This window comes from Longimicrobium sp. (assembly GCA_036377595.1).
In the GTDB taxonomy this organism is placed as follows: Bacteria; Gemmatimonadota; Gemmatimonadetes; order Longimicrobiales; family Longimicrobiaceae; genus Longimicrobium.
This window is the reverse complement of record DASUYB010000142.1, coordinates 1-20,457: the sequence shown is the minus strand read 5'-3', so window position 1 is coordinate 20,457 and position 20,457 is coordinate 1. Positions and strand designations below refer to the sequence as shown.

18 protein-coding genes are annotated in these 20,457 nt (G+C 70.8%); 9 read left to right on the top strand and 9 right to left on the bottom strand.

Features of this window, described 5'->3' with window-relative positions; all coding sequences use genetic code 11:
- Together VF092_25230 and VF092_25225 are read left to right on the top strand one after the other, a co-directional pair.
- A partial coding sequence (locus tag VF092_25230; protein ID HEX6750618.1) for a VOC family protein occupies window positions 1-480 on the top strand: 480 nt, incomplete at its 5' end.
- 207 nt (window positions 481-687) lie between these two features.
- Window positions 688-1,005: a hypothetical protein gene (locus VF092_25225; GenBank protein ID HEX6750617.1), complete on the top strand. Its 318-nt coding sequence runs from the start codon at window positions 688-690 to the stop codon at window positions 1,003-1,005.
- A gap of 177 nt (window positions 1,006-1,182) precedes the next feature.
- On the opposite strand, the gene VF092_25220 is transcribed toward VF092_25225, so the two are convergent.
- A complete protein-coding gene (locus tag VF092_25220) occupies window positions 1,183-1,581 on the bottom strand; it encodes a hypothetical protein (protein HEX6750616.1) in 399 nt (132 codons plus the stop codon).
- A 283-nt stretch (window positions 1,582-1,864) separates the two neighbouring features.
- Here VF092_25220 and VF092_25215 point away from each other — a divergent pair, with 283 nt between their 5' ends.
- From VF092_25215 to VF092_25205, 3 genes are all read left to right on the top strand, one after another.
- The gene (locus VF092_25215; GenBank protein HEX6750615.1) at window positions 1,865-4,330 is read left to right on the top strand and encodes a glycogen/starch/alpha-glucan phosphorylase; all 2,466 of its coding nucleotides are present in this window, start codon (window positions 1,865-1,867) and stop codon (window positions 4,328-4,330) included.
- A 199-nt stretch (window positions 4,331-4,529) separates the two neighbouring features.
- A complete protein-coding gene (locus tag VF092_25210; GenBank protein HEX6750614.1) occupies window positions 4,530-5,084 on the top strand; it encodes a DUF3011 domain-containing protein in 555 nt (184 codons plus the stop codon).
- A 221-nt stretch (window positions 5,085-5,305) separates the two neighbouring features.
- Window positions 5,306-5,818 carry a DUF3011 domain-containing protein gene (locus VF092_25205; protein HEX6750613.1) on the top strand — a complete coding sequence of 171 codons (513 nt, stop codon included), beginning with the start codon at window positions 5,306-5,308 and terminating at the stop codon, window positions 5,816-5,818.
- A 108-nt stretch (window positions 5,819-5,926) separates the two neighbouring features.
- On the opposite strand, the gene VF092_25200 is transcribed toward VF092_25205, so the two are convergent.
- The 6 genes from VF092_25200 to VF092_25175 form a co-directional block, all read right to left on the bottom strand.
- Window positions 5,927-6,742: an SDR family oxidoreductase gene (locus VF092_25200; protein ID HEX6750612.1), complete on the bottom strand. Its 816-nt coding sequence runs from the start codon at window positions 6,740-6,742 to the stop codon at window positions 5,927-5,929.
- Window positions 6,739-8,190 (bottom strand): DUF4403 family protein, encoded by a 1,452-nt coding sequence (locus VF092_25195; protein HEX6750611.1) that lies wholly within the window; start codon window positions 8,188-8,190, stop codon window positions 6,739-6,741. Before VF092_25195 ends, VF092_25200 begins: the two co-directional genes overlap by 4 nt.
- 307 nt (window positions 8,191-8,497) lie before the next feature.
- Window positions 8,498-8,938: an META domain-containing protein gene (locus VF092_25190; protein HEX6750610.1), complete on the bottom strand. Its 441-nt coding sequence runs from the start codon at window positions 8,936-8,938 to the stop codon at window positions 8,498-8,500.
- Window positions 8,939-9,000: 62 nt separating this feature from the next.
- Window positions 9,001-9,897: a hypothetical protein gene (locus VF092_25185; GenBank protein HEX6750609.1), complete on the bottom strand. Its 897-nt coding sequence runs from the start codon at window positions 9,895-9,897 to the stop codon at window positions 9,001-9,003.
- A 326-nt stretch (window positions 9,898-10,223) separates the two neighbouring features.
- The gene (locus VF092_25180) at window positions 10,224-10,760 is read right to left on the bottom strand and encodes a GNAT family N-acetyltransferase (protein HEX6750608.1); all 537 of its coding nucleotides are present in this window, start codon (window positions 10,758-10,760) and stop codon (window positions 10,224-10,226) included.
- Between the two features lie 168 nt (window positions 10,761-10,928).
- Window positions 10,929-11,723, bottom strand: coding sequence for an SDR family oxidoreductase (locus VF092_25175; GenBank protein HEX6750607.1), 795 nt, complete (start codon window positions 11,721-11,723; stop codon window positions 10,929-10,931).
- 243 nt (window positions 11,724-11,966) lie between these two features.
- On the opposite strand from VF092_25175, the gene VF092_25170 reads away from it, so the two are divergent.
- From VF092_25170 to VF092_25160, 3 genes are all read left to right on the top strand, one after another.
- Complete coding sequence (locus VF092_25170) at window positions 11,967-12,755, top strand: hypothetical protein (GenBank protein ID HEX6750606.1); 789 nt, start codon at window positions 11,967-11,969, stop codon at window positions 12,753-12,755.
- The gene (locus tag VF092_25165; GenBank protein HEX6750605.1) at window positions 12,671-14,590 is read left to right on the top strand and encodes an IPT/TIG domain-containing protein; all 1,920 of its coding nucleotides are present in this window, start codon (window positions 12,671-12,673) and stop codon (window positions 14,588-14,590) included. The genes VF092_25170 and VF092_25165 overlap by 85 nt, the downstream gene beginning before the upstream one ends.
- Before the next feature lie 136 nt (window positions 14,591-14,726).
- Window positions 14,727-15,161 carry a protease inhibitor I42 family protein gene (locus tag VF092_25160; protein ID HEX6750604.1) on the top strand — a complete coding sequence of 145 codons (435 nt, stop codon included), beginning with the start codon at window positions 14,727-14,729 and terminating at the stop codon, window positions 15,159-15,161.
- Window positions 15,162-15,376: 215 nt separating this feature from the next.
- Here VF092_25160 and fadI read toward each other — a convergent pair whose 3' ends face one another.
- Window positions 15,377-16,669, bottom strand: coding sequence for an acetyl-CoA C-acyltransferase FadI (gene fadI / locus VF092_25155; GenBank protein HEX6750603.1), 1,293 nt, complete (start codon window positions 16,667-16,669; stop codon window positions 15,377-15,379).
- Window positions 16,670-16,894: 225 nt separating this feature from the next.
- Window positions 16,895-17,377, bottom strand: a complete 483-nt coding sequence (locus VF092_25150; GenBank protein ID HEX6750602.1) for a DinB family protein — start codon at window positions 17,375-17,377, stop codon at window positions 16,895-16,897.
- A gap of 2,327 nt (window positions 17,378-19,704) precedes the next feature.
- Between VF092_25150 and VF092_25145 the strand changes: the two genes are divergently transcribed.
- Window positions 19,705-20,457: class I tRNA ligase family protein (locus VF092_25145; GenBank protein ID HEX6750601.1), on the top strand; the 753-nt coding region annotated here is incomplete at its 3' end.

Here is a 20,457-nt window from a genome sequence, read left to right as displayed (position 1 = left end):
GTGATGAGCGTGCCCAGCATCACGCAGACCGAACGCGTGCTCACCGAGGTGCTGAACATGCGCCACGTGCGCAGCTACGCGCACGACAGCGCGCAGCCCAACGTGCACGTGTACGAGATGGGCGCGGGCGGACCCCACGCCGAGCTGCACGTGGCGGTGCAGCCCGACCTGCCGGTGGCGCGGCAGGGCGCCGGCGCCGTGCACCACGTGGCCTTCCGCACGCCCAACGAGGAGCAGTACCACGCCTGGGCCGCGCGGCTGAACGAGATGCGCATCCCCAACAGCGGCGAGATCGACCGCTACTACTTCCGCAGCCTGTACTTCCGCGAGCCCAACGGCATCCTCTTCGAGATCGCCACCGACGGCCCCGGCTTCGCGGTGGACGAGGATGCGGCGGCGCTGGGCGAGAAGGTGGTGCTGCCGCCGTTCCTGGAGCCGCACCGCGCCGCCATCGTGGCCAACCTCAAACCGATCGACTGACTTCGGCTCGCGGAACGCGCGTCCCGCAGCGAGCGGCCGCGTTCGTCCACGGCGCAGCGACGATGCGGGCGGCGCTCGAGCCGCTGCGATCGCGCACCGCGGGATCAAACCTTTTCGAATTACCTGGACTCTAAAAAAGACGAATCACCGTGCGGCGTGGCGGGGCGACCCGTCGCGTCCGCGACCATCCTTCCCAGGAGCATCCCGATGCGCAAGTTGCGGATGGACCTCGAACAGCTGCACGTCGAATCGTTCGCCACCGGCGGACCGGGCGGGCGCCGCGGGACCGTCAACGGCCACGCGACCACCGTCCATCCCACGAACCTGGGAAGCTGCGGATACAACACCGGCGGCTGCAACAGCTGCGCGGCCACCTGCGCGGGGGGCGCCTGCGCCTCGGAGAACCAGACGTACGACGGCAGCTGCGTTCCCAACGTCTGCCCGAACTCGTACGACCAGGCGTGCTACACCGACGGCGCCCCGGGTGGCTGCTTCTATCCGCTGCAGCCGCCGAACGGCAACTGATCGAACTCTCGACGGACGAAAGACGGCAGCCGCGCGGCGAAGATCGCCGCGCGGCTGCCGCGTTCGAGGGGTGATTCCGTTCGGGGCCCGGTCAAAACCGGTTCGAGGGCAGCAGAGCACGCACCCCATCGCAACGGGTTCCAGATCGAGCGCTCACGATCGCGGTCACCCCGGATCTCACCCGCGGGGGTCGAGCACCACGTCGCAGCTGGGGCAGCGGTGCACCGCCCACTTCGGCCCCAGGTATCCGTTGCACTTCGGGCAGCGCCAGATGTAGAGGATGGCGGCGTAGATAAACGGCACGCCGGCGAACATCGCCACCATGGTGCTCACCTCGCCCGGCCGCAGGGTGAAGAGGATGAGCGCGCCGTAGAGGAGCCACGCCAGCCCGGCCAGGTTGAGCCTGCGCTTGCGCCGGAGGTACTCGGCGTTGATCCGGGCCAGCTCGTCGTCGGTCGGCACGGGCGCGGGCGGGGCCCAGGGATCGCGCGCGACGAGCTGGTTCGGGGTGGCGGGGTCGCCCGCGAGGGGCTCGGGCGGGGGGATGCGGTCGCCCGCGACGGGTTCGGTCGGCATGGCGGGATGGGGTGCGGCGGGGGCCGAGGTGTCCTTATCCCCCGCGAAGGTAGTCGCCAACGGCGGGCGGCGGAAGCGCGGCGGAGATGAGCGGAGAGGACATTCCGCAACCCTTTCCGCGAGGAACCCGAGGGGCTAGCTTCCGGTACCACCCAGAGAAACCCGCAGTCCTCGACCGCCGTCCCCCCGTCCGCGCCGGCCTCGGACTCCATCCCTGACGACAAATCCGGCCCGCTCCCATGGCCCGCTGCCTCGTCTCGAATTTGGAAGCTTTGCTGACGATATGAGCACGATCCTCGATGCCGGGCGCCGCTCCACCCGCGTGGACGCGCTCAAGAACCGCATCTCCAACCACCTGACGTACACGCTGGCCCGCGACGCCGCCTCGGCCACCAAGCGCGACGTGTACTTCAGCACCGCCTGGACGGTGCGCGACCGCCTGGCCGAGAAGTGGGCCGCCACGCAGGCGCGCTACACCCGCCAGGACGCCCGGCGCGTCTACTACCTCTCCCTAGAGTTCCTGATCGGCCGCACGCTGGGGAACGCGCTGCTGAACCTGGGGATCCACGACGCCACCGCCGAGGCGCTGGAGGAGCTGGGCTACGACCTGGAGGAGCTGGAGTGCAGCGAGCCCGACGCCGGGCTGGGGAACGGCGGCCTGGGTCGCCTGGCCGCGTGCTACCTGGACTCGATGGCCACGCTGGGGCTTCCCGGCTACGGCTACGGGATCCGCTACGAGCACGGGATGTTCCGGCAGGACGTGGTGGACGGCCGCCAGGTGGAGCGCCCCGACAACTGGCTGCGCGACGAGAACCCGTGGGAGATCGCCCGCCCCGACCGCACCTACCGGGTGAAGCTGTACGGCCGGGTGAGCGGCCGCGCCGACGAGCAGGGGCGCATCCACTACGAGTGGGTGGACAGCAGCGACGTGCTGGCCATGGCGTACGACGTGCCCGTCCCCGGCTACGACGTGTCCACCGTGAACACGCTCCGCCTCTGGGCCGCGAAGGCCACGGAGGAGTTCGACCTGGAGGACTTCATCGGCGGCAACTACATCGCCGCGGTGCAGGCCAAGGCCGACACCGAGACCATCTCCAAGGTGCTGTATCCCCCCGACAACACGGGGGCGGGGAAGGAGCTGCGGCTGAAGCAGCAGTACTTCTTCGTCAGCGCCACCCTACAGGACATCATCCGGCGCTACCTCGAGGAGCGGCGCACCTTCGCCGACTTCACCGAGAAGGTGCAGGTGCAGCTGAACGACACCCACCCCGCCGTGGCCATCCCCGAGCTCATGCGGCTGCTGATGGACGAGCACGGGATGGAGTGGAACGACTCGTTCGAGCTTGCCCGCGGCACCTTCGCCTACACCAACCACACCGTCCTTCCCGAGGCGCTGGAGACGTGGGGGGTGGATCTGTTCGGCCGCCTCCTCCCCCGGCACCTGGAGATCGTGCTGGAGATCGACCGCCGCTTCCGCGAGCGGGTGCGCGAGGCCTTCCCCGACGAGCCGCAGCGCGAGGAGCGGATGGCCATCGTCTCCGGCGGGACGGTGCGGATGGCCCATCTCGCGATCGTCGGCAGCCATACGACGAACGGCGTGGCCGAGCTCCACAGCGAGATCCTGCGCGACCGCATCTTCCGCGACTTCGCCGAGCTGTGGCCCGAGCGCTTCACCTCCGTCACCAACGGGGTGACCCAGCGGCGCTGGATGCTGAAGGCCAACCCCGCGCTGGCCGACCTGATCGACGAGAAGCTGCTGCACACGCCGGGCGACAACTGGCTGGTGGACCTCGAGCAGCTGGCGCTGCTGGAGCCGTTCGCCGACGACGCGGCGTTCCGCGAGCAGTGGCGCGCGGTGAAGGCGCGCAACCGGCGCCGCCTGGCCGCGCTGGCCGAGCGCGAGGCCGGGGTGCGGCTGGACCCGGCGATGATGATGGACGTGCACGTGAAGCGCATGCACGAGTACAAGCGCCAGCTGCTGAACGCGCTGCGGGTGATCGACGCGTACCTGGAGATGCGCGACGCGGATCAGCCCGACGCCGTTCCCCGCGCGGTGATCTTCGGCGGGAAGGCGGCGCCCACGTACGACACGGCCAAGCTCATCATCCGCCTGATCACCGCCGCGGCGGGGGTGGTGAACGCCGACGAGAAGGTGTCGAAGCTGCTCAAGGTGGTCTTCATCCCCGACTACCGCGTCTCCATCGCCGAGGAGATCTTCCCGGGGAGCGACCTGTCGGAGCAGATCTCCACCGCGGGGTTCGAGGCCAGCGGCACGGGGAACATGAAGTTCGCGCTGAACGGCGCGCTGACCATCGGCACGCTCGACGGCGCCAACGTGGAGATCGCCGAGCGGGTGGGCGAGGAGAACATCTTCATCTTCGGCCTGACGGCGGACGAGGTGGAGGCGCGGCGCGCGGCCGGATACAACCCCCGCGGGGAGTACGAGGCGAGCCCGCGGCTGAAGCGCGCGCTGGACTTCGTCGCCAGCGGCCTCCTCTCCCCCGAGCACCCGGGGCTCTTCCGGCCGCTGATCGAGGGGCTTCTCCACCACGACCCCTTCTTCGTGCTGGCGGACTTCGACGCGTACGTGGCGGCGCAGGCCGAGGTGGACCGCGCCTTCCGCGACACCGAGGCGTGGACGCGCAGCTCGATCCTGAACGTGGCCCGCTGCGGCTTCTTCAGCAGCGACCGCAGCGTGCGCGAGTACGCCGAGCGGATCTGGCGCGTCCCCGTCCCCCCGCGCGGCTGAGCGGCGGCACCTGCAGAGGACGGATCGACAGGGGCGGAGATGCCGGACGGGCATCTCCGCCCTTCGTGTATCTCGTTGAACCGCATCGACTTGCGTCGGGAGATGGAGATTCGGCGCGGCCCGGTCCTTCGGTTGCAATTCCGGATGGCGGGCCCGGGCCATCCCGCCGGGCCCTGACCCACGACACGAGAGGTGCACGATGATCAAGACCGGTATGGCGATGCTGGCGGTGGCGACGATGCTGGGGCTGGCGGACCGGCCCGCGCAGGCGCAGACGACCGTCACCTGCCAGTCGAGAGACGGGCGGCGCGAGGTGTGCCGCGTGGACACCCGCGGCGGCGTGCAGCTGGTGGACCGGCTGAGCGACCGCCCGTGCGTGCAGGGGCGCAGCTGGGGCTACTCCCGCAGCGGGATCTGGGTGGACGACGGCTGCCGCGCGCGCTTCCGCGTGGGCTACGGCTCGGGCTACGGCGGCCGGTACGACGACGACCGCCGGGACGACAACCGCCGCTGGGACGACAACCGCCGCAACAACGACTGGGGCGACAGCCGCACGGTGCGCGGCGGCACGCGCCGCTGCGAGGAGGCGGTGGCGTGGCGGCTGCGCGTTCCCCGCTCGCGGATCGACGCGTGGGTGGCCAACAACGGCCGCGGCAACCGCAATGATCGCATCTACCGCTGGCAGGGCGCCGGCCGCCAGGGCACCTGCCGTATCGAGCGCGACGGTGACGTGGCGGTGCGCATCACCCGCTGACGACCGAAAAGATCGGGATTGGCTCACGCAGAGTCAGCAGGGTCAGCAGAGAACCGCAGTTCCTCTGCTGACCCTGCTGACTCTGCGTGAGCCCCTTCTGTTTCTCAATTTTAACGCAAGATGTTGCTATCGCGGCATTTAGGTTGCATGGAGGAACGCCCCGAGCCGGGAGCGGAGGGATTGGATGTCCGGCTGAGGACACGCGAACGGGAGGGGTGAAGATGCTCAGGACGGCAGCAATCATGGTCGCGGCGGCGGCGGCGCTGGGGCTCGCGCCCAGGACCGCGCAGGCGCAGCTGACCACCGTCACCTGCGAGTCGTACGAGGGGCAGCGGCAGGTCTGCGGCGCGGACACGCGCAACGGCGTGCGGCTGGTGGACCAGCTGAGCGACCGCGCCTGCGTGGGCGGGCGGACGTGGGGCTACACGCGCAACGCCATCTGGGTGAGCGGCGGGTGCCGCGCGCGCTTCCAGGTGGGCTCGAGCACGCGCTACAGCCGCGGCACGAACTACAACGACAACTACGACAACAACTACGGCAATGCGGTGCCGAACGGCGCGCGCCTCTGCCAGCAGGCGGCGGCCGAGCGGCTGGGTGTGCGGCGGGGCCGCGTGCAGGCCACGCAGGTGAACGCGAGCCGCAACAACGCGCGCTACCGCTGGGTGGGCGCCGGCCACCAGGGCACCTGCCGGTTCGACCGCAACGGCAACGTGACGGTGAGCATGAGCCGCTGACGGGCGCCGGTTGAAGGCAACAAAGAATTGCCTCACGCAGAGGAGCAGAGGCAGCAGAGATGAGTTCTCCGCTGCCTCTGCTCCTCTGCGTGAGGCAATCTTTTCTGTTTACTTCCCCTGCGCGATGGCCTTCTTGGCGATGCGATCGACCAGGGTGGGGGAGATGAGCTTGAGCTTGGCGCCGATCTTCCCGCGCAGCGTCATGATCACGTCGCGCTTGCGCCTGGCCGCGGCGTCGATGATCTGGCGCGCGCACTCCTCCGCGCTCATCACCTCCTTCTCGCGCACCGGGCTGTTCCCCTCTCCCAGCGGCCGGCCGTCGGGGCCGAAGGCTCGCTCGCGGATCTCCGTGGCTACGAAGCCGGGGAACACCTGCGTCACCGTCACCCCGCTGTCTTCCAGCTCGATGCGGATGGAGCCGAAGAACCCCGTCACCGCGTGCTTGCTGGCCGCGTAGCCGCTGCGCGTGGGCACGCCGGTGAGCCCGGTCAGGCTGTTGACGGCCACGATGCGGCCGCGCGTCCGCTTCAGGTGCGGCAGCGCATAGAACGTCGGATACACGCTCCCCAGGTAGTTCACGCGCATGATCCGCTCGAACGGCTCCAGCGCCTTCATCTCATCGAAGCGCGCCCACATCCCGATCCCCGCGTTGTTCACCAGCGTGTCGATGCGCCCGTGCTCCGCGACGGCGCGCTCGACCAGCGCCCGGCACTGCGCCTCGTCGGCCACGTCGGTGGGAACGGCGGTCGCCTTCGCGCCGAGCGCGCGGCAGGCGTCGGCCACCTCGCCCAGCTTGGCTGCGTCGCGCGCGGCGAGGACCAGGACGGCGCCCTGCCGCGCCAGCTGCAGCGCCATCTCGCGGCCGATGCCAGCGGAGGCGCCGGTCAGCACCACCACGTTGTCACGGAAGGGCGCGTCGCTCATCTGCGGGCGGAATCGGCGGGGGGCGATGAGGCGCGCGCGGGCGCGCCGACGTCCACGTGAATCTGCGCGTGGCCGTCGGCTTCGACAACGGCGGCCAGCGAGGTGGCGAACACCGAGATCCCCAGCGGCCGGATGCGGTCCACCCCGCCCGAGAGCCGTACGCTGCGCCCCAGGTTGCGGTTGAGCGCCGCGTCCACGTCGCGCCGGATCTGGTCCACGCGGTCGCCCACGGCGAAGTGCGCGGCGGCGCGCATCCGGTCGCGCAGGTCGTCGTACAGCAGCCAGTCGGCCACCTGCGGCAGCAGCTGCTTGCTCTCCACCGAGTAGTCCAGGTCGGGAACGGAGACGACCTGCGTCTGCGGGTCGAAGTCGGGCGTGCCCACGAAGTACAGCTCGCCGCGCGCCTCGCCCCCCACCTTCACCGCCAGCACCACCTGGCTGCCGCCGCCGTAGAGGCGCGCGGCACGCACCTTCACCTTGTGTCCCCGGACGTCGAACTCGCGCCCCACCAGCTCCTCGCGCAGGATCTCGTTCGCCTTCTCGTACGGCAGCTCGGCGACCAGGGCCACGCGGAAGCCCCGCCCCGGCGCCGTGGTCCCGCCCGGCGGCAGCGGCAGCGTGTCGACCTCGGGCTTGTCGCCGATCACCACCCTGGGCTGCAGGGTGATGGAGACGGTGGTGCTCACCGTCGTCCCCTTGCCAGTGGGCGGGGTCGCCGCGGCGGCCTGCGGCTGCAGGAGGAGGTAGACGTCGTCGGCCGCGCGGATGGGCTGCTGCGCCGTGGCCCAGACGCCCTCGACGCGCTCCCGGAGCTGCGCGGCGGCGCGGATCTTCTCGTCCACCTGCGGCGCCGCGTTGTCCATCAGCCCCTGCACCAGCTTGCGCACGCGGTCGGTCACGTCGATGCGCGCCTCGGTCAGCCGGCAGGGGATGCCGGGGTCCACCGGCTTCGCGCGGGTCTTGGGGGTGATGGTCCAGTCGCGGTTGAAGGAGAGCACGGTGCGCAGGCCGACGTCGAGCGTGGGCATGGGGCCGTCCACGCCGCACGAGGCCAGCTGCACCCAGCGGCATCCCACCACCGGCGCGCACGGATGCGCGGCGATGCGCGCGCGGTAGCGCACGTGCGCCGACACGTCCAGCCGGTCGCCGATGATGCGCAGCTTCAGCGGGTCGCGCTCCCACATCTCCTTCACGTACACGGTGCCGACCACGGCGAACTTCCCCAGCGGCTGCCACTCGCCCTCGCGGTTCTGCCCGCGCGGCACCTTGTCCTCCACCTGCTCGGCGATGGAAGAGAGGTCCACGGTGACGGGGAGGTTGACGGTCGACGGCTCCGGCTCGGGGACGGGCCGCGCGGCCGCGCCCGTGGCCGGGGCGGGGATGCGCACGTTGTCGCGGCAGCCGCCCAGCAGCAGCGCGGCGGCGATCAGCAGGATTCGGGTCCGCAAGGGTGGGGCGATGGGAATCGGGGTGGATGGGGATGGATCTCGGCTCGTGCCTCGGGACGGCACTACGCGAGAGGGATGGGGATTGTGTCGGTAGATGGGTGATGCGCCGCCATCGGGGAGTAGTATGCGATTGAACTCGCGGCTACAACCACACGCAGTCCGCCTTCGCGGACTTCATCACGGCGCGGTCATCGGATGGCGCCCCCGCAAACATGTCATTCCGAGGGCCGCCGAGCCGTCGAGCGGCCCCGGAGGAATCCATCGCATCGGCGTGAGCGAGAGGTGCGGGATCACGCCGACGCCCGTGTTACGGGGTGGTGAAGCGCGCGACCACACCGGACGCGCCGGAGAGGACGAGCGAGCTGCCGTCGATGCGCCAGGAACGCGTCTCATCGAGCGCGCGGACGTACGCCGCCTCCTGCTCGTTCATCGCCGGGTCGGTGCAGGCGCGCCGGGTGGAGACGAGCTCGCGGAAGCGCAGCGACGGGCCGCTCAGCTCGTAGCCGCCGCCGAAGTGGTTGCAACCGGTGTTGCCTCCCGCGCGGTGCTCCGCCGGGTCCAGCCGCAGGGTGGGCGCGTTCGTGGCGCCGAGCGCCGGCCGGCCGCCCACCTCCACCAGCCTCCAGTCGGTGTTCTCCAGCATCGATGTCGTGGCTGAGCCCGCCGGCGCGGGGGTCGTCGCGGCTGGCGTGCATCCGGCCGCCAGCACGAGCCCCGCGAGCAGGGCGATCCCCTTCTTCATCCCCATCTCCATCTCCTTGCACAGGTTGCAGATAACTACTTCGCGGGAGGGAGATGGGTTCCGCCCCGCTACTCGTCGCGCTCGGGCGGGCGGGGCGCGGTGACGTCGACCAGCAGCCGCCAGGGGCCGTGTCCTTCGCGCACCCAGACGTGGACGTAGTGCCCGGTCTCGCGGCGGCCGGCGCCGGCGTTGAGCAGGCGGTACTCGCCCCACGTCCACCCGAAGTCGCCCGCGGCGGCGGCGTAGGCGCGCGCCGGCGTGGCCGAGTACCGCCGCGCGCCGTCCGCCGACGCGGCGGCCACGGCGGAGTCCAGCCCCACGTGCGGGAAGGCGCCGTCGCGCAGCAGCCGCATCTCCGGGTGGCCGAAGCGCCGCAGCGCCGCCGCGAACCCCGCCTCCTCCGCGCGCGCGGCGAAGCGGCGGTCCGCGGCGAGCAGATCTCGCGCCACCGGCCCGGTGGGATAGCGGCGCCCGATCCTGTCGAAGCGGGCCATGGAGACGTCCCAGCGGGCGGGCGGCTCGGCCGGGGCGGCGTGGCGGATCCCCTGGTCCACCATGAAGCGCCACCCCTCGGCGTCGCGGCGCCAGACGGTGAAGTAGGTCCCCGTCCCCCGCAGCGCGCCCGTGCTGTCGCGCGACTCGTACGGCCCGGTGGTGAGGCCGAGGTCGCCGGAGCCGGCCGCGCGCACGTACGCCGGGTACCAGCGCAGCCGGCCGGGCACGGGGGGACGGCTCCGCCACGCCGCCTTCGCGTTCTCCGGCTCGGGCCGGAACGCGACGGAGCTGTCGCCGGAGAAGCGCACGAACGCGTCGCGAATCCCCTCGCGCGCCGCGGCGTCCGCGAACGCCAGCTCGGCGTTCGCCACTTCCGCCTCGTAGGCGCGGACGGGGATCGGATCGCTGATCACGCATCCCGCGAGCACGACCAGCGCGGCCGGGGCAAAGCTTCGCAGGCGGATCGTCATCCGATACCCAATCTCCGGATCAACTGTGCATTGGAGGAAGGAATGTCATTCCGAAGGCGCTGCGCCGCCCTTTCTTTCATGCCAAAGCCGTGGCGCCTGAGGAATCTGTGGCCGGCTCCCGAGCCACAGGCCGCCTGATGCTCGGACGCATGCCACAGATTCCTCGGGCGCCGCCTGGCATCGGCGCGATTGAAGATTCGGAGCAGCGGCGCCGCTCGGAATGACATCCGATCCGAATGCACAATCACGGTATGAGCGAGGAAATCTGACGGAGAGGCGCGGAGAAACGGGGAGCAGATCGCCCCCCGTTCTCCGCGGACGATCTTCTATCTCCACTGCTCCCGCGGCAGGTGGAAGCGGATGACGCCTTCCTCCGAGCCGGGGCCGTCGAACGCGAAGCCGAGGTTGCGCAGCACGCCGATGGACGGCTCCAGGTGCGGATACGTCTCGGCGGTCACGCGGGTGACGCGTGGGTCGGCGAAGGCGCGCTCGATCAGCGCCCACGTGGCCTCGGTGGCGTAGCCGCGGCGCCGGTGCTCGTCCAGCACGCCGTAGCCCACCTCCACCGTGCCGTCCTCCGCCGGCGGGCCCTTGTAGCCCGCGAGGCCGATCAATTCGCGGTCACTCACATCTCCATCCAGCACGAGGTAGTACATCCACCACCCCTCGTGCTCCGGCCGGCTCTCGACGGCGTTCAGCGTCCACAGGCGCGCGTCGTCATCGTACAGCTCCGGCGGCCAGCCGTCCGGCACGCGCGCCCGCAGCAGCTCCGCGAAGCGCGCGCGGTCCTCACCCTCGGCGCGGAGCGTGTCCGCGCCGCATCCCACCATCTCCAGTCGTGGCGTCTTCAGCACCGTGGTCATTTCGGTGTCTTCTCGTTTCGGTCGATGGGTCTCTCGCGCGGCGGGACCTCCGCCGCGCGGCCGGGGAGAAGCCACGGACGATCATAGGCGCCTCGAGATGCGAGTGAGATGGAGATGAAGAACCGCGGGCGCGTGGAGTCTAATCGGCGGCCACGGACCGCGCCACGCTCATCGCAGCTTGCGCATCACCGCCTTCGCGGCGCGGACGACGATGCCGCGCGGGGCGATGCGGACGGCCGCGGCGGCCATGCGGTTGACGAGGCCCGGCGTGACCGTCATCCGCCCCGCTTCGAGCGCGCGGAGCGCGGCCTCGACCACCTGCCCGGGCGTGCGCAGCCCCGGCGCGCGGTCACGGACCTGCGTGCCGGCGACGGCCTGGAACTCCGTCTTCACCGGGCCGGGGTTCACGGTGACGACGCGCACGCCGGCGTCGCCCGACTCGGCGGCGAGGGCCTCGGAGAGGGTGATGAGGAACGCCTTGGTGGCCGCGTACGTGGCCATCAGCGGGATCGGCTGGTAGCCGGCGATGGAGGCGACGTTGACGATGCCGCCGCCGCGCCCGCGCATGTGGGCCAGCGCGTGGTGCGCCAGCTCCAGCGGGGCGATGCAGTTCACGCGCACCATCTCCGCCTGGCGGTCCAGCGGGAGCTCGTGGAACGGGCCCTTCAGCCCGAAGCCCGCGTTGTTGACGAGGAGGTGGATGTCGCGCCCGTCGGCCGCCTGGCGCCAGAGCGCGTCCGCCGCGCCCGGCTCGCCCAGGTCGGCGGGGACGACGAGGGTGCGGACGCGGTGCGCCGAGGCCAGCTCGTCGGCCAGCGCGCGGAGGCGGTCCTCGCGGCGGGCGGCGAGCGCCAGGTGCATCCCGCGCCGGGCCAGCCCGCGCGCGAACGCCTCGCCGATGCCGGCGGATGCGCCGGTGACCAGCGCCCAGCGCCCGCGGTACTCCCACCGCTCACGTGCCATCATCCCCCTCCCATCCCCGTTCGTCCCGGGTTCCCGGAGACTCGCCCGGCCGCTCGCCACACTTTGTCCAGCCCCGCCGGAAGGCGGCCGCCAGCTGCTTGCGAGATCAAGGTCTCGACACTAACGTGCCATTATGGTTGGCGCGCCCTCCCGCCCAACCGGCGCCTCTCCGCAGTCCGTCCCGCCCCGTAGTCTCCCTGCCGGAACAACGGCTCGTCCCCCCGCAAACTCGCCGGGAACCGCATGAACGTACCCGTCCGTCCTTGCATCCGCGCCATGGCGGCGCGCGCGCTGGCCGCCGCGCTCCTCCTGCTGGCGGCGTGCAGCGACCGCGCCACCGGCCCCGAGGGGCGCCCCACCGACGAGCCGCCGCTCCCCCGCGGCACGGTGGCGGCGCTGCGGTGCACCGCGCAGGTGGCGCAGCGCTCCGTGGCCTGCGAGCCGTTCGCGCCGGCGGACGCGGCGGGTCCGCGCGCCAGCCTGCACCTGCTGGGCGGCCAGGGCACGTACGTGCGGCTGACCTCGTCGGGCGTGGCGTACGACGCGGGGACGCAGGTGTTCTCGTTCAACGTGGCCCTGCAGAACCTGGCCACGCTGGCCTTCGCCACGGCCGACGGCACCACGCGCCACGACGGCGGCGTGCGGGTGTTCTTCGCCGCGGAGCCGGTGGTCACCGGGGGGAGCGGGAGCATCGCCCTCCTGAACGCCACGGGGCTGGGCACCTTCACCGCCTCGAACCAGCCCTACTTCCAGTACGGCGGCCGGGTGGGCGGGGTGGACCAGGCGGAGCTGGGTGGCGACGGCATCCTGTCCACCGCCGAGGTGACCATCGCCCGCACGTGGCAGCTGGGGATGCCGCCGACGGTGGCGACGTTCTCCTTCACCCTGTACGTGGCCACGGAGACGCCCCCGGGCGCCTGGCCACCGCGGCGCCGCAGGTCACCGGCGTGTCGCCCGCCACGCTGGCGCCGGGCGCCGCCGCCACGCTCACGGGGATCAACTTCAACGCCTTTCCCGCCGCCAACACGGTGACCATCGGCGGAGTGGCGGCCACGGTCACCGGCGGCACCGCCAGCACGCTGAACGTGACGGTGCCGTGCGCCGCCAGCGGCGCGGCGCCGGTGCAGGTGACGCAGGGCGGGATGACGGGCGCCGCCTTCGCCCACCCGCTGCAGGGGAACGTGCGCGCGCTGGGGGTCGGCCAGGCCGCGGTGGTCACCGACGCCGCGCAGGTGGCGTGCAACGAGCTGCCCGCCACCGGCGTGGCCAGCCGCTACGTGGTGGCCGTGTACAACACCAGCACGTCGCCGCTCTCCGCCACCGGATTCCAGATCTCCGGCGACGGCACCGTTCCCGTGACGGCCGCGCGCGCGGTCTCGCGCCCCGGCCTGGTACGCGCGCCGGGGGCGCCGCCCGCCGCCGCGCCGTTGCAGGAGCCGGAGGACGCGCACCTGCGCATCCTGGAGATGAACCGGCGCGAGAACGAGCGCCTGCGCGCGCGCTTCGCCGGCGACCCGCGGATGCGGCCGCGGCGCGAAGCGGTGGCGGCCCCCGACGTGCCGCCGGCCACGCGGACGATCCGGGTGCTGAACCTGAACGGCGCCGGGACGTGCAACGACTACATCACCGTGAACGCCACGCGCGTGTACTACGGCGGCAAGGTGGCCATCTACGAGGACGACGCCACGCCGGCGGCGCTGAAGGCGTCGGCCAACCCGGCCATGCAGGCGTACTACGGCGCCATCGGCAGCCAGTTCAACGCCGACATGGAGCCGGTGGTGCGCACGAACTTCGGCGATCCGCTGCTGCGCGACGCGTCGACCGACAACAACGGCGTGCTGATCGCCCTCTTCACCCCGCTGGTCAACAGCTTCGGGGGCGTGGCGGCGTTCGTGGTGAGCTGCGACCAGTACCCGAACGCGGCGGGGAACCTGGCCAGCAACTTCGGCGAGTACTTCTACGCCTACCAGCCCACCTCCACCGGCACCGGCTACGGCGCCTTCACCCCCGATTCCTGGTACTGGAGCATCCGCGCGACGTTCATCCACGAGACCAAGCACGTGGTGTCGCACGCGGCTCGCGCCGCGTCGGGGGCGCCGTTCGAGGAATCGTGGCTGGAGGAGGGGACCGCCCGCCACGCCGAGGAGCTGTGGGCGCGGAGCGCGGTGTACAACGTGGGGTGGAAGGCCAACACCGGCTACGGGAGCGCCGCCGCGCCGGGAAGCGTGTACTGCGACTACCGCCAGACGGACGCCGCGTGCCTGGCCGCCGACCCCAGCCGCCCGTCGCTGAACATGGCGCGGCACTTCCACTCCCTCTACACCTTCATGGCCGCCCCGACCGGCTACTCGCCCTTCGGGCCGACGTCGGCGGGCGGATCGTCGTTCTACGCCACCTCGTGGTCGCTGGTGCGCTACGCCATCGACCGCTACGGGGCGTCGGAGGCGGCGTTCCTGACGGCGCTGACCTCGTCGCCGAGCACGGGCGCGGCGAACCTGGCGGCGCGGGCGGGCGTCTCCATCCAGCAGCTGCTGGGCGGGTGGGCGCTGGCGTTGTACGCCGACGACTATCCCGGCCTGGTGGGCGCCACCCCCGACATCCAGGTGTCCACCTGGAACTTCGGCAGCATCTTCGCGGGGATGCACGCGGACTTCGCCGGCACCTTCCCCGCCGCCTATCCGCTGCAGCCGCAGGCGCTGCCGTTCGGGTTCTACGGCGCGGTGAGCGTGGCGTCGATCGCCGGCGGCGGGGTGAAGTACTTCGAGCTCTCGGGCACGCAAACGCAGCCGCAGCTGCTCCGGCTGGAGGGAGCGGGGGGACTTCCGCTTCCCTCCACGCTGCGGGTGGCCATCGCGCGCCTGCAGTGACGCGCCCGCCGCGGAGCCGCCGGGCGCCGGCGCCTCCGGTAGCCGCGGCCGCGTTCCCGGCGAGGCGTTGCGATCCGCGGCGAGGCCGCGTATCCGTGCGTCTCCCGGCCGTCTCCACCCCGCTGGACGGAGGACGATGAACGCGCGCCTGCTCTCGACCGCCCTCGCCGTCGCCCTGCTCGCGTGCGCGCAGCGCCCGGCGCCGCAGCCGCCCGCCTCGGCCGACACGCAGCCGTCCTCGCGCGACGCCGCGCGGCCGCCAGCTGCGGCGTCCGACACGAGCAAGCGCATCCTCGCCGCGCCGGGCGACACCTTCTTCGTCACCCTGCGCTCCAACGCGACGACGGGGTACCAGTGGCGGCTGGCGGACTCGCCGGACGCGCGCGTCATCACGTTCGTCGGCAAGCTGTACGTGCCCGATCCGAACCCGCAGCGGATGGTGGGCGTCGGCGGCGTGGAGCGATGGGCCTTCGCCGCCGTCGCGCCCGGGATGGCGGAGATCGCGCTGGAGTACGCGCGCCCGGGCGGCCCGCCCGCGACGGAGCAGCGGTTCTACGTGCTCGTGCGGTGAGGCGCTACACGCGAACGAAAGCAGGGCTCCCGCAGCGATGTGCGGGAGCCCTGCTTCGTCGTACATCCGGGAAAGACTGGTACGTCTCGCCGGATCGCGTGCGGAGCCAGCGATAGATCCTTCGGCCTGCAAGCGCTTGCTCAGACGCTATTACAGTCTGGCCGGCCTCAGGATGACGTCAACTCGCCATCCGTCCCTGTCCCCTGTCCCTTGTCCTACTCCCGCTCGACGACCATCACGAAGCCCATCGCACCGGCGGCGCAGACGGAGATGAGGCCGATCTGGCCGCCGCGGCGCTTCAGCTCGTTCAGCAGCGTCACGGTGATGCGCCCGCCCGTGGCGCCGAAGGGGTGGCCGATGGCGATGGAGCCGCCCATCACGTTGATGCGGTCCTCGTCCGGCAGCCCGATCGCCCTGTCCAGCCCCAGCCGCTCCTTCGCGATCCTGTCCGAGGTGAGCCACTGGAAGTTGGAGAGCACTTGCGCCGCGAACGCCTCGTGCACCTCCATCAGGTCCACGTCCTTCATCGAGATTCCCGCGCGCTCCAGCGCCGTCGGCATGGCGTACACCGGGCCCTGCAGCAGCTGGTCGGACGGCGAGAGCGAGGCGTAGGCGTAGCCGCGGATGTAGCCCAGCGGCGTGTAGCCCAGCGCCTTCGCCTTCTCCTCGCTCATCAGCAGCACCGCGCTGCCGCCGTCGGTCAGCGGGCTGGCGTTGCCGGCCGTCACCGTGCCGTACCTGCGGTCGAAGACGGGCTTCAGCGTCGACAGCTTTTCCAGCGAGGTGTCGGCGCGGATGCCGTTGTCGCTGGTGACCACGCGGTCGTACTTCGGCGGGATGTACGCCGGGGCGATCTCCGCCGTCAGCCGCCCGTCGGCCGTGGCCGCGGCGGCGAGCTGGTGCGAGCGCAGCGCCCACCGGTCCTGCTCCTCGCGGGTGATCCCGTTCTCCTGCGCCATCTTCTCCGCCGATTCGCCCATCGTCAGCCCGGTCGTGGGCTCGGCGATGGCGGGGGTGACGGGGATCAGATTCTTCGGGCGGATGGTGGCGAACGCCTTCACCCGCTCGCCCAGGGAGCGCGCCTTCGACGCGCGGACCAGCGCGTTCCGCATCTCCGGGCTGAACAGGATGGGGATGTCGGTCAGGCTCTCGGCGCCGCCGGCGATCACCACGTCGGCCAGCCCCAGCGCGATCTGCTCGGCGCCGCTGGTGATGGCCTGGTTGGCCGATGCGCACGCCCGCCCCACGGTGAAGGCGGGCACCGACGGCGGGATCCCCGCGCCCAGCGTGACCTCCCGGGCGATGTTGGGCTCCTTCACCGACTGCACCACGGTGCCGAACACCACGTGGTCGATCTCGTCGACGTCCAGCTCGGCGCGGGCGATCAGCTCGCGCACTGCGAGCTTGCCCAGCTCGGTGGACGTCATGTCCTTGAAGTCGGTGCCGCTCTTGGCGAAGGGCGTCCGGCACCCTTCCACGATGGCCACCCTGCGCCCGATCCCGTTCATCCGATGCCTCGTCTATGTCTGTCAGGGCTGGAAATCCGGTGGAACGGTGGAACGTGACGGTGAACTTGGCTCATAGCAAGGGGATGGCGCCGCAGGCATCCGTGCCGACGCGGGCCGGTGGGGCCCTCACCCGAAAAATGGAGAAGTCGAGACAAAACTGCCGTCTCGACTTCTCCATTTTTCGACCTCTCCCAAAACAGACTGGGAGAGGTAACAGCAACAACTTCAGCGCGAGCCCCACTCCCACAGCCCGTACTGCACCTTCCTGTCGGGCAGGTGCCCGTTCGCCTTCAGCGCGAGCATGATCTGGCCACGATGATGTGCCTCGTGGGCGATCAGGTAGCCGAGGAACGCCATCGGGTGCGGCTTGAAACCCTTGATCTTCCCTGTCTCCAATCCCCGCGCAAGCAGCGTCTCGATCGCCCCGGACGATGCCTCCAGTGCGCGGCGCAACACCGCGCGGTCCGACCAGTCTTCCTCCTCGGGGTCAGGTGCGTCCAGGCCGTCCAGCAGGTCCGGCGCGGCGGCCTTGAGCCACATCAGCCGTACGTTGTGCAGGTGCGCGAACGTCTTGCGGACGCTGCGCCCCTTCGTAGCGCCCACGTCCGCCAGCGCGTCGTCGGCGATGGCCTCGAGCAGATAGAGGTTGATGCGGTTCTGGATGCGCCAGGTGTCGAGCACCTGCTCGGCGATGGACAGGTCGGCCATGGGCGGAGATCGGCGGGCGGTGGGCGGGTGATCGAGGGCGCTCCACGCTGCCGGTGTCCTCGCGCGGAGTCAAGCATCTCCCGCGAATCTCCAATTTTCCCAAGGCGGTTCCACCGGACGCCTGCCGTTCGTCACACGGCGGACACCACTCGCATGCGGTCGTCGTCACCGCATCCCATTGCCGGAACGAGGGCGTCCGGACGAGGTGTCGTATCCCATGCGGGCCCCGATGATCCCCACCCACCGCAAGGAGCGGAGATGAGCATCACGACGAGCGTACGCGCAGGGATGGACGTGTCGAACAGCTCCGACCAGAACACCGGCTATCGCGTTGTCGGCGGTGGCGGCACCGCGCCGTGAATCAATCCCCACGAGAGGAGCGATGATGATCACGAAGACGAACACCCGCGCCGGGATGGATGTGTCGAACAGCACCGGCGAGAACACCGGCTACCGTGTGGTCGGCGGCGGGCAGAGCACCTGAACCCCAGGGAGAGACGATGCAGACGCAAACGAGCGCACGCGCCGGGATGGACGTCTCGAACAGCACCGGCCAGGCCACCGGCTACCGCGTGGTCGGTGCTGGCGGCAATTGAACTGCCGCGTCGGCGGGATCACCCCTCATCGAATGGAGGTGGAGATGAGCACATCGACGGAAGTCCGCGCCGGGATGGAGGTGTCGAACAGCACCGAGCAGAGCACCGACTACCGCGTCGGCGCGAACGGCGGCGGCACTCCATAGCGTCGCTACGTCGGCCGCCGTCGGACACCAGCGTCTGGCTGGCGGCCGCCGCGCACCCCAGCCGAGGAGCGGCAATGAGCACCATCACCGAGGTCCGCGCGGGGATGGACGTGTCCAACAGCACGGGCGAGAACACCGACTACCGGCTGGCCACGGGCCCGCCGCCATGACCCCAATCCTGTGAATCCGAGGAGAGAAGATGCACACCCATACCACGATCCGCGCCGGGATGGACGTGTCGAACGGGACCGGAACCGACACCGACTACAAGGTCATCGGATCCGGCGGCACCCGCTGACGATCGACCACGGGAGGCGAGCATGAGCACCAGGACGAGCATCCGCGCCGGGATGGACGTCTCGAACAGCACGGGCCAGAACACCGACTACCGCGTGGCTTCGGGCCCGCCGCCGTGAAGATCCACCCATCTGGCCGGCGCCGCCCACCCGGCGCCGGCGCAATCCTCTGAACCGGGAGGAAAGATGCAGACGAGCACCGCGATCCGCGCCGGGATGGACGTGTCGAACGGCACGGGCAGCAGCACCGACTACAAGGTCACCAGCGCCGGCGGAACCCGCTGAGGCGGACGACAGATACGGAGGCCGAGATGCGAACGAGAACGCAGTTCCGGGCAGGGATGGACGTATCGAACAACACCAGCACGGACACGGAGGTCCGGACCGGCTCCGGCATCCCGCCGAAGTAGGGGGGCGGCCGCGCGGGACGACAGCACGATCGACCACGGGAGGCGAGCATGACCACCAGGACGAGCGTTCGCGCCGGGATGGAGGTGTCGAACACGACGGGCCAGAACACCGAGTACCGCGTCGCCTCGGGCGGCGGGGCGGGGTGAGACTTCACGACGGCATCTCCACCACGAGGAGACTCGCAGATGCACACGAACACCGCGGTGCGCGCCGGGATGGACGTGTCGAACTCGACCGGCAGCGACATCGACTACAAGGTCACGGGCTCCGGCGGCACCCGCTGACGCATCCCGAACCAGGATCGAGGCGCTGATGACCACGAGCACGAAGATCCACGCAGGCATGGACGTGTCGAACTCGACGGGCCACGACGTCGACTACAAGGTCTCCAGCAGCGGCGGCTGACGACTCACCACGGAGATAACGAGATGAGCACGACGACGAAGGTTCGCGCGGGGATGGAGGTGACGAACTCCACCGGCCTGGACGCCGACTTCAAGGTCAGCTCCGGCGGCGGATAACTTCATCCCGGTTCGACGAGAATCCCACAACGCAGGCTGCGCATCCCGGCGCCGGTGACCCGCACTGGCGCCGGATGCATTCGCGATCTCCATCTTGCTGTCCCCTGTCCCCGGAGGTCCTCGCTGGCGGCGGCGGGGCGAAAGGGCTAAAATCAGCGGACCAACAAGCTTGCGGTGCCCGCCGGGCGGCGTGGCGCGGCGACGGCTCACGCATCCGCGTGCGCCGGGGCCGCGCCCTGCAGCGTCCGCGGGCATCGTGCGTGCAGCCCCGCCCACGCGTGCGGGCGCGCGAACACACCGGAATTTCCAGCCGCTCCGCGCATCACCCGCGCGGCGCGGACGAGCAGAATCGGAAGAATGGCAGACGACACGAAGCTGGGTGGCGAGCTGGAGACCGCGCCCGACCTGGTGAAGCTGGAGCACGAGGTGCTGGCGTTCTGGAAGGAGCGCGGGTGCTTCGACCAGCTGCGCGAGAAGAACCGCCAGGGGCCGGTGTTCCGCTTCCTCGACGGGCCGATCACCGCCAACAACCCCATGGGCGTGCACCACGCCTGGGGGCGTTCTTACAAGGACCTCTACAACCGCTTCTGGACGATGCGCGGCCGCAAGCTTCGCTACCAGAACGGCTTCGACTGCCAGGGCCTCTGGATCGAGGTCGAGGTCGAGAAGGAGCTCGCGCTCGGCTCGAAGCGCGACATCGAGGCGCTCGGCGTCGACCGCTTCGTCGAGATGTGCAAGGAGCGGGTGCGGCGCTTCGCGGCCGTCCAGACCCAGCAGTCGATCCGGCTCGGCCAGTGGATGCGGTGGGACGACTCGTACCACACCATGTCGGACGAGAACAACTACACGATCTGGGCCTTCCTCAAGAAGGTCTGGGAGAAGGGCTGGCTCTACAAGGGCAAGGATGCAATGCCCTGGTGCCCGCGCTGCGGCACCGGTATCTCCCAGCACGAGATCGTCACCGAGGGCTACCAGGACCTTACCCACACGAGCATCTTCGTGCGGTTCCCGCTCCTCGACCGGGCCGACGAGGCGCTGCTCGTCTGGACGACCACCCCCTGGACGCTGACTTCGAACGTCGCGGCGGCCGTTCACCCCGACCTGACCTAC

What these genes read in the sequence shown, in the direction of transcription:
- VF092_25180 (HEX6750608.1), bottom strand. Translation starts at nt 10,760, where the DNA reads ATGACCACGGTGCTGAAGACGCCACGACTGGAGATGGTGGGATGCGGC.
- VF092_25225 (HEX6750617.1), top strand. Translation starts at nt 688, where the DNA reads ATGCGCAAGTTGCGGATGGACCTCGAACAGCTGCACGTCGAATCGTTC.
- VF092_25150 (HEX6750602.1), bottom strand. Translation starts at nt 17,377, where the DNA reads ATGGCCGACCTGTCCATCGCCGAGCAGGTGCTCGACACCTGGCGCATC.
- VF092_25215 (HEX6750615.1), top strand. Translation starts at nt 1,865, where the DNA reads ATGAGCACGATCCTCGATGCCGGGCGCCGCTCCACCCGCGTGGACGCG.
- VF092_25200 (HEX6750612.1), bottom strand. Translation starts at nt 6,742, where the DNA reads ATGAGCGACGCGCCCTTCCGTGACAACGTGGTGGTGCTGACCGGCGCC.
- VF092_25220 (HEX6750616.1), bottom strand. Translation starts at nt 1,581, where the DNA reads ATGCCGACCGAACCCGTCGCGGGCGACCGCATCCCCCCGCCCGAGCCC.
- VF092_25205 (HEX6750613.1), top strand. Translation starts at nt 5,306, where the DNA reads ATGCTCAGGACGGCAGCAATCATGGTCGCGGCGGCGGCGGCGCTGGGG.
- VF092_25175 (HEX6750607.1), bottom strand. Translation starts at nt 11,723, where the DNA reads ATGGCACGTGAGCGGTGGGAGTACCGCGGGCGCTGGGCGCTGGTCACC.
- VF092_25190 (HEX6750610.1), bottom strand. Translation starts at nt 8,938, where the DNA reads ATGGGGATGAAGAAGGGGATCGCCCTGCTCGCGGGGCTCGTGCTGGCG.
- VF092_25210 (HEX6750614.1), top strand. Translation starts at nt 4,530, where the DNA reads ATGATCAAGACCGGTATGGCGATGCTGGCGGTGGCGACGATGCTGGGG.
- VF092_25160 (HEX6750604.1), top strand. Translation starts at nt 14,727, where the DNA reads ATGAACGCGCGCCTGCTCTCGACCGCCCTCGCCGTCGCCCTGCTCGCG.
- VF092_25170 (HEX6750606.1), top strand. Translation starts at nt 11,967, where the DNA reads ATGAACGTACCCGTCCGTCCTTGCATCCGCGCCATGGCGGCGCGCGCG.
- VF092_25185 (HEX6750609.1), bottom strand. Translation starts at nt 9,897, where the DNA reads ATGACGATCCGCCTGCGAAGCTTTGCCCCGGCCGCGCTGGTCGTGCTC.
- fadI (HEX6750603.1), bottom strand. Translation starts at nt 16,669, where the DNA reads ATGAACGGGATCGGGCGCAGGGTGGCCATCGTGGAAGGGTGCCGGACG.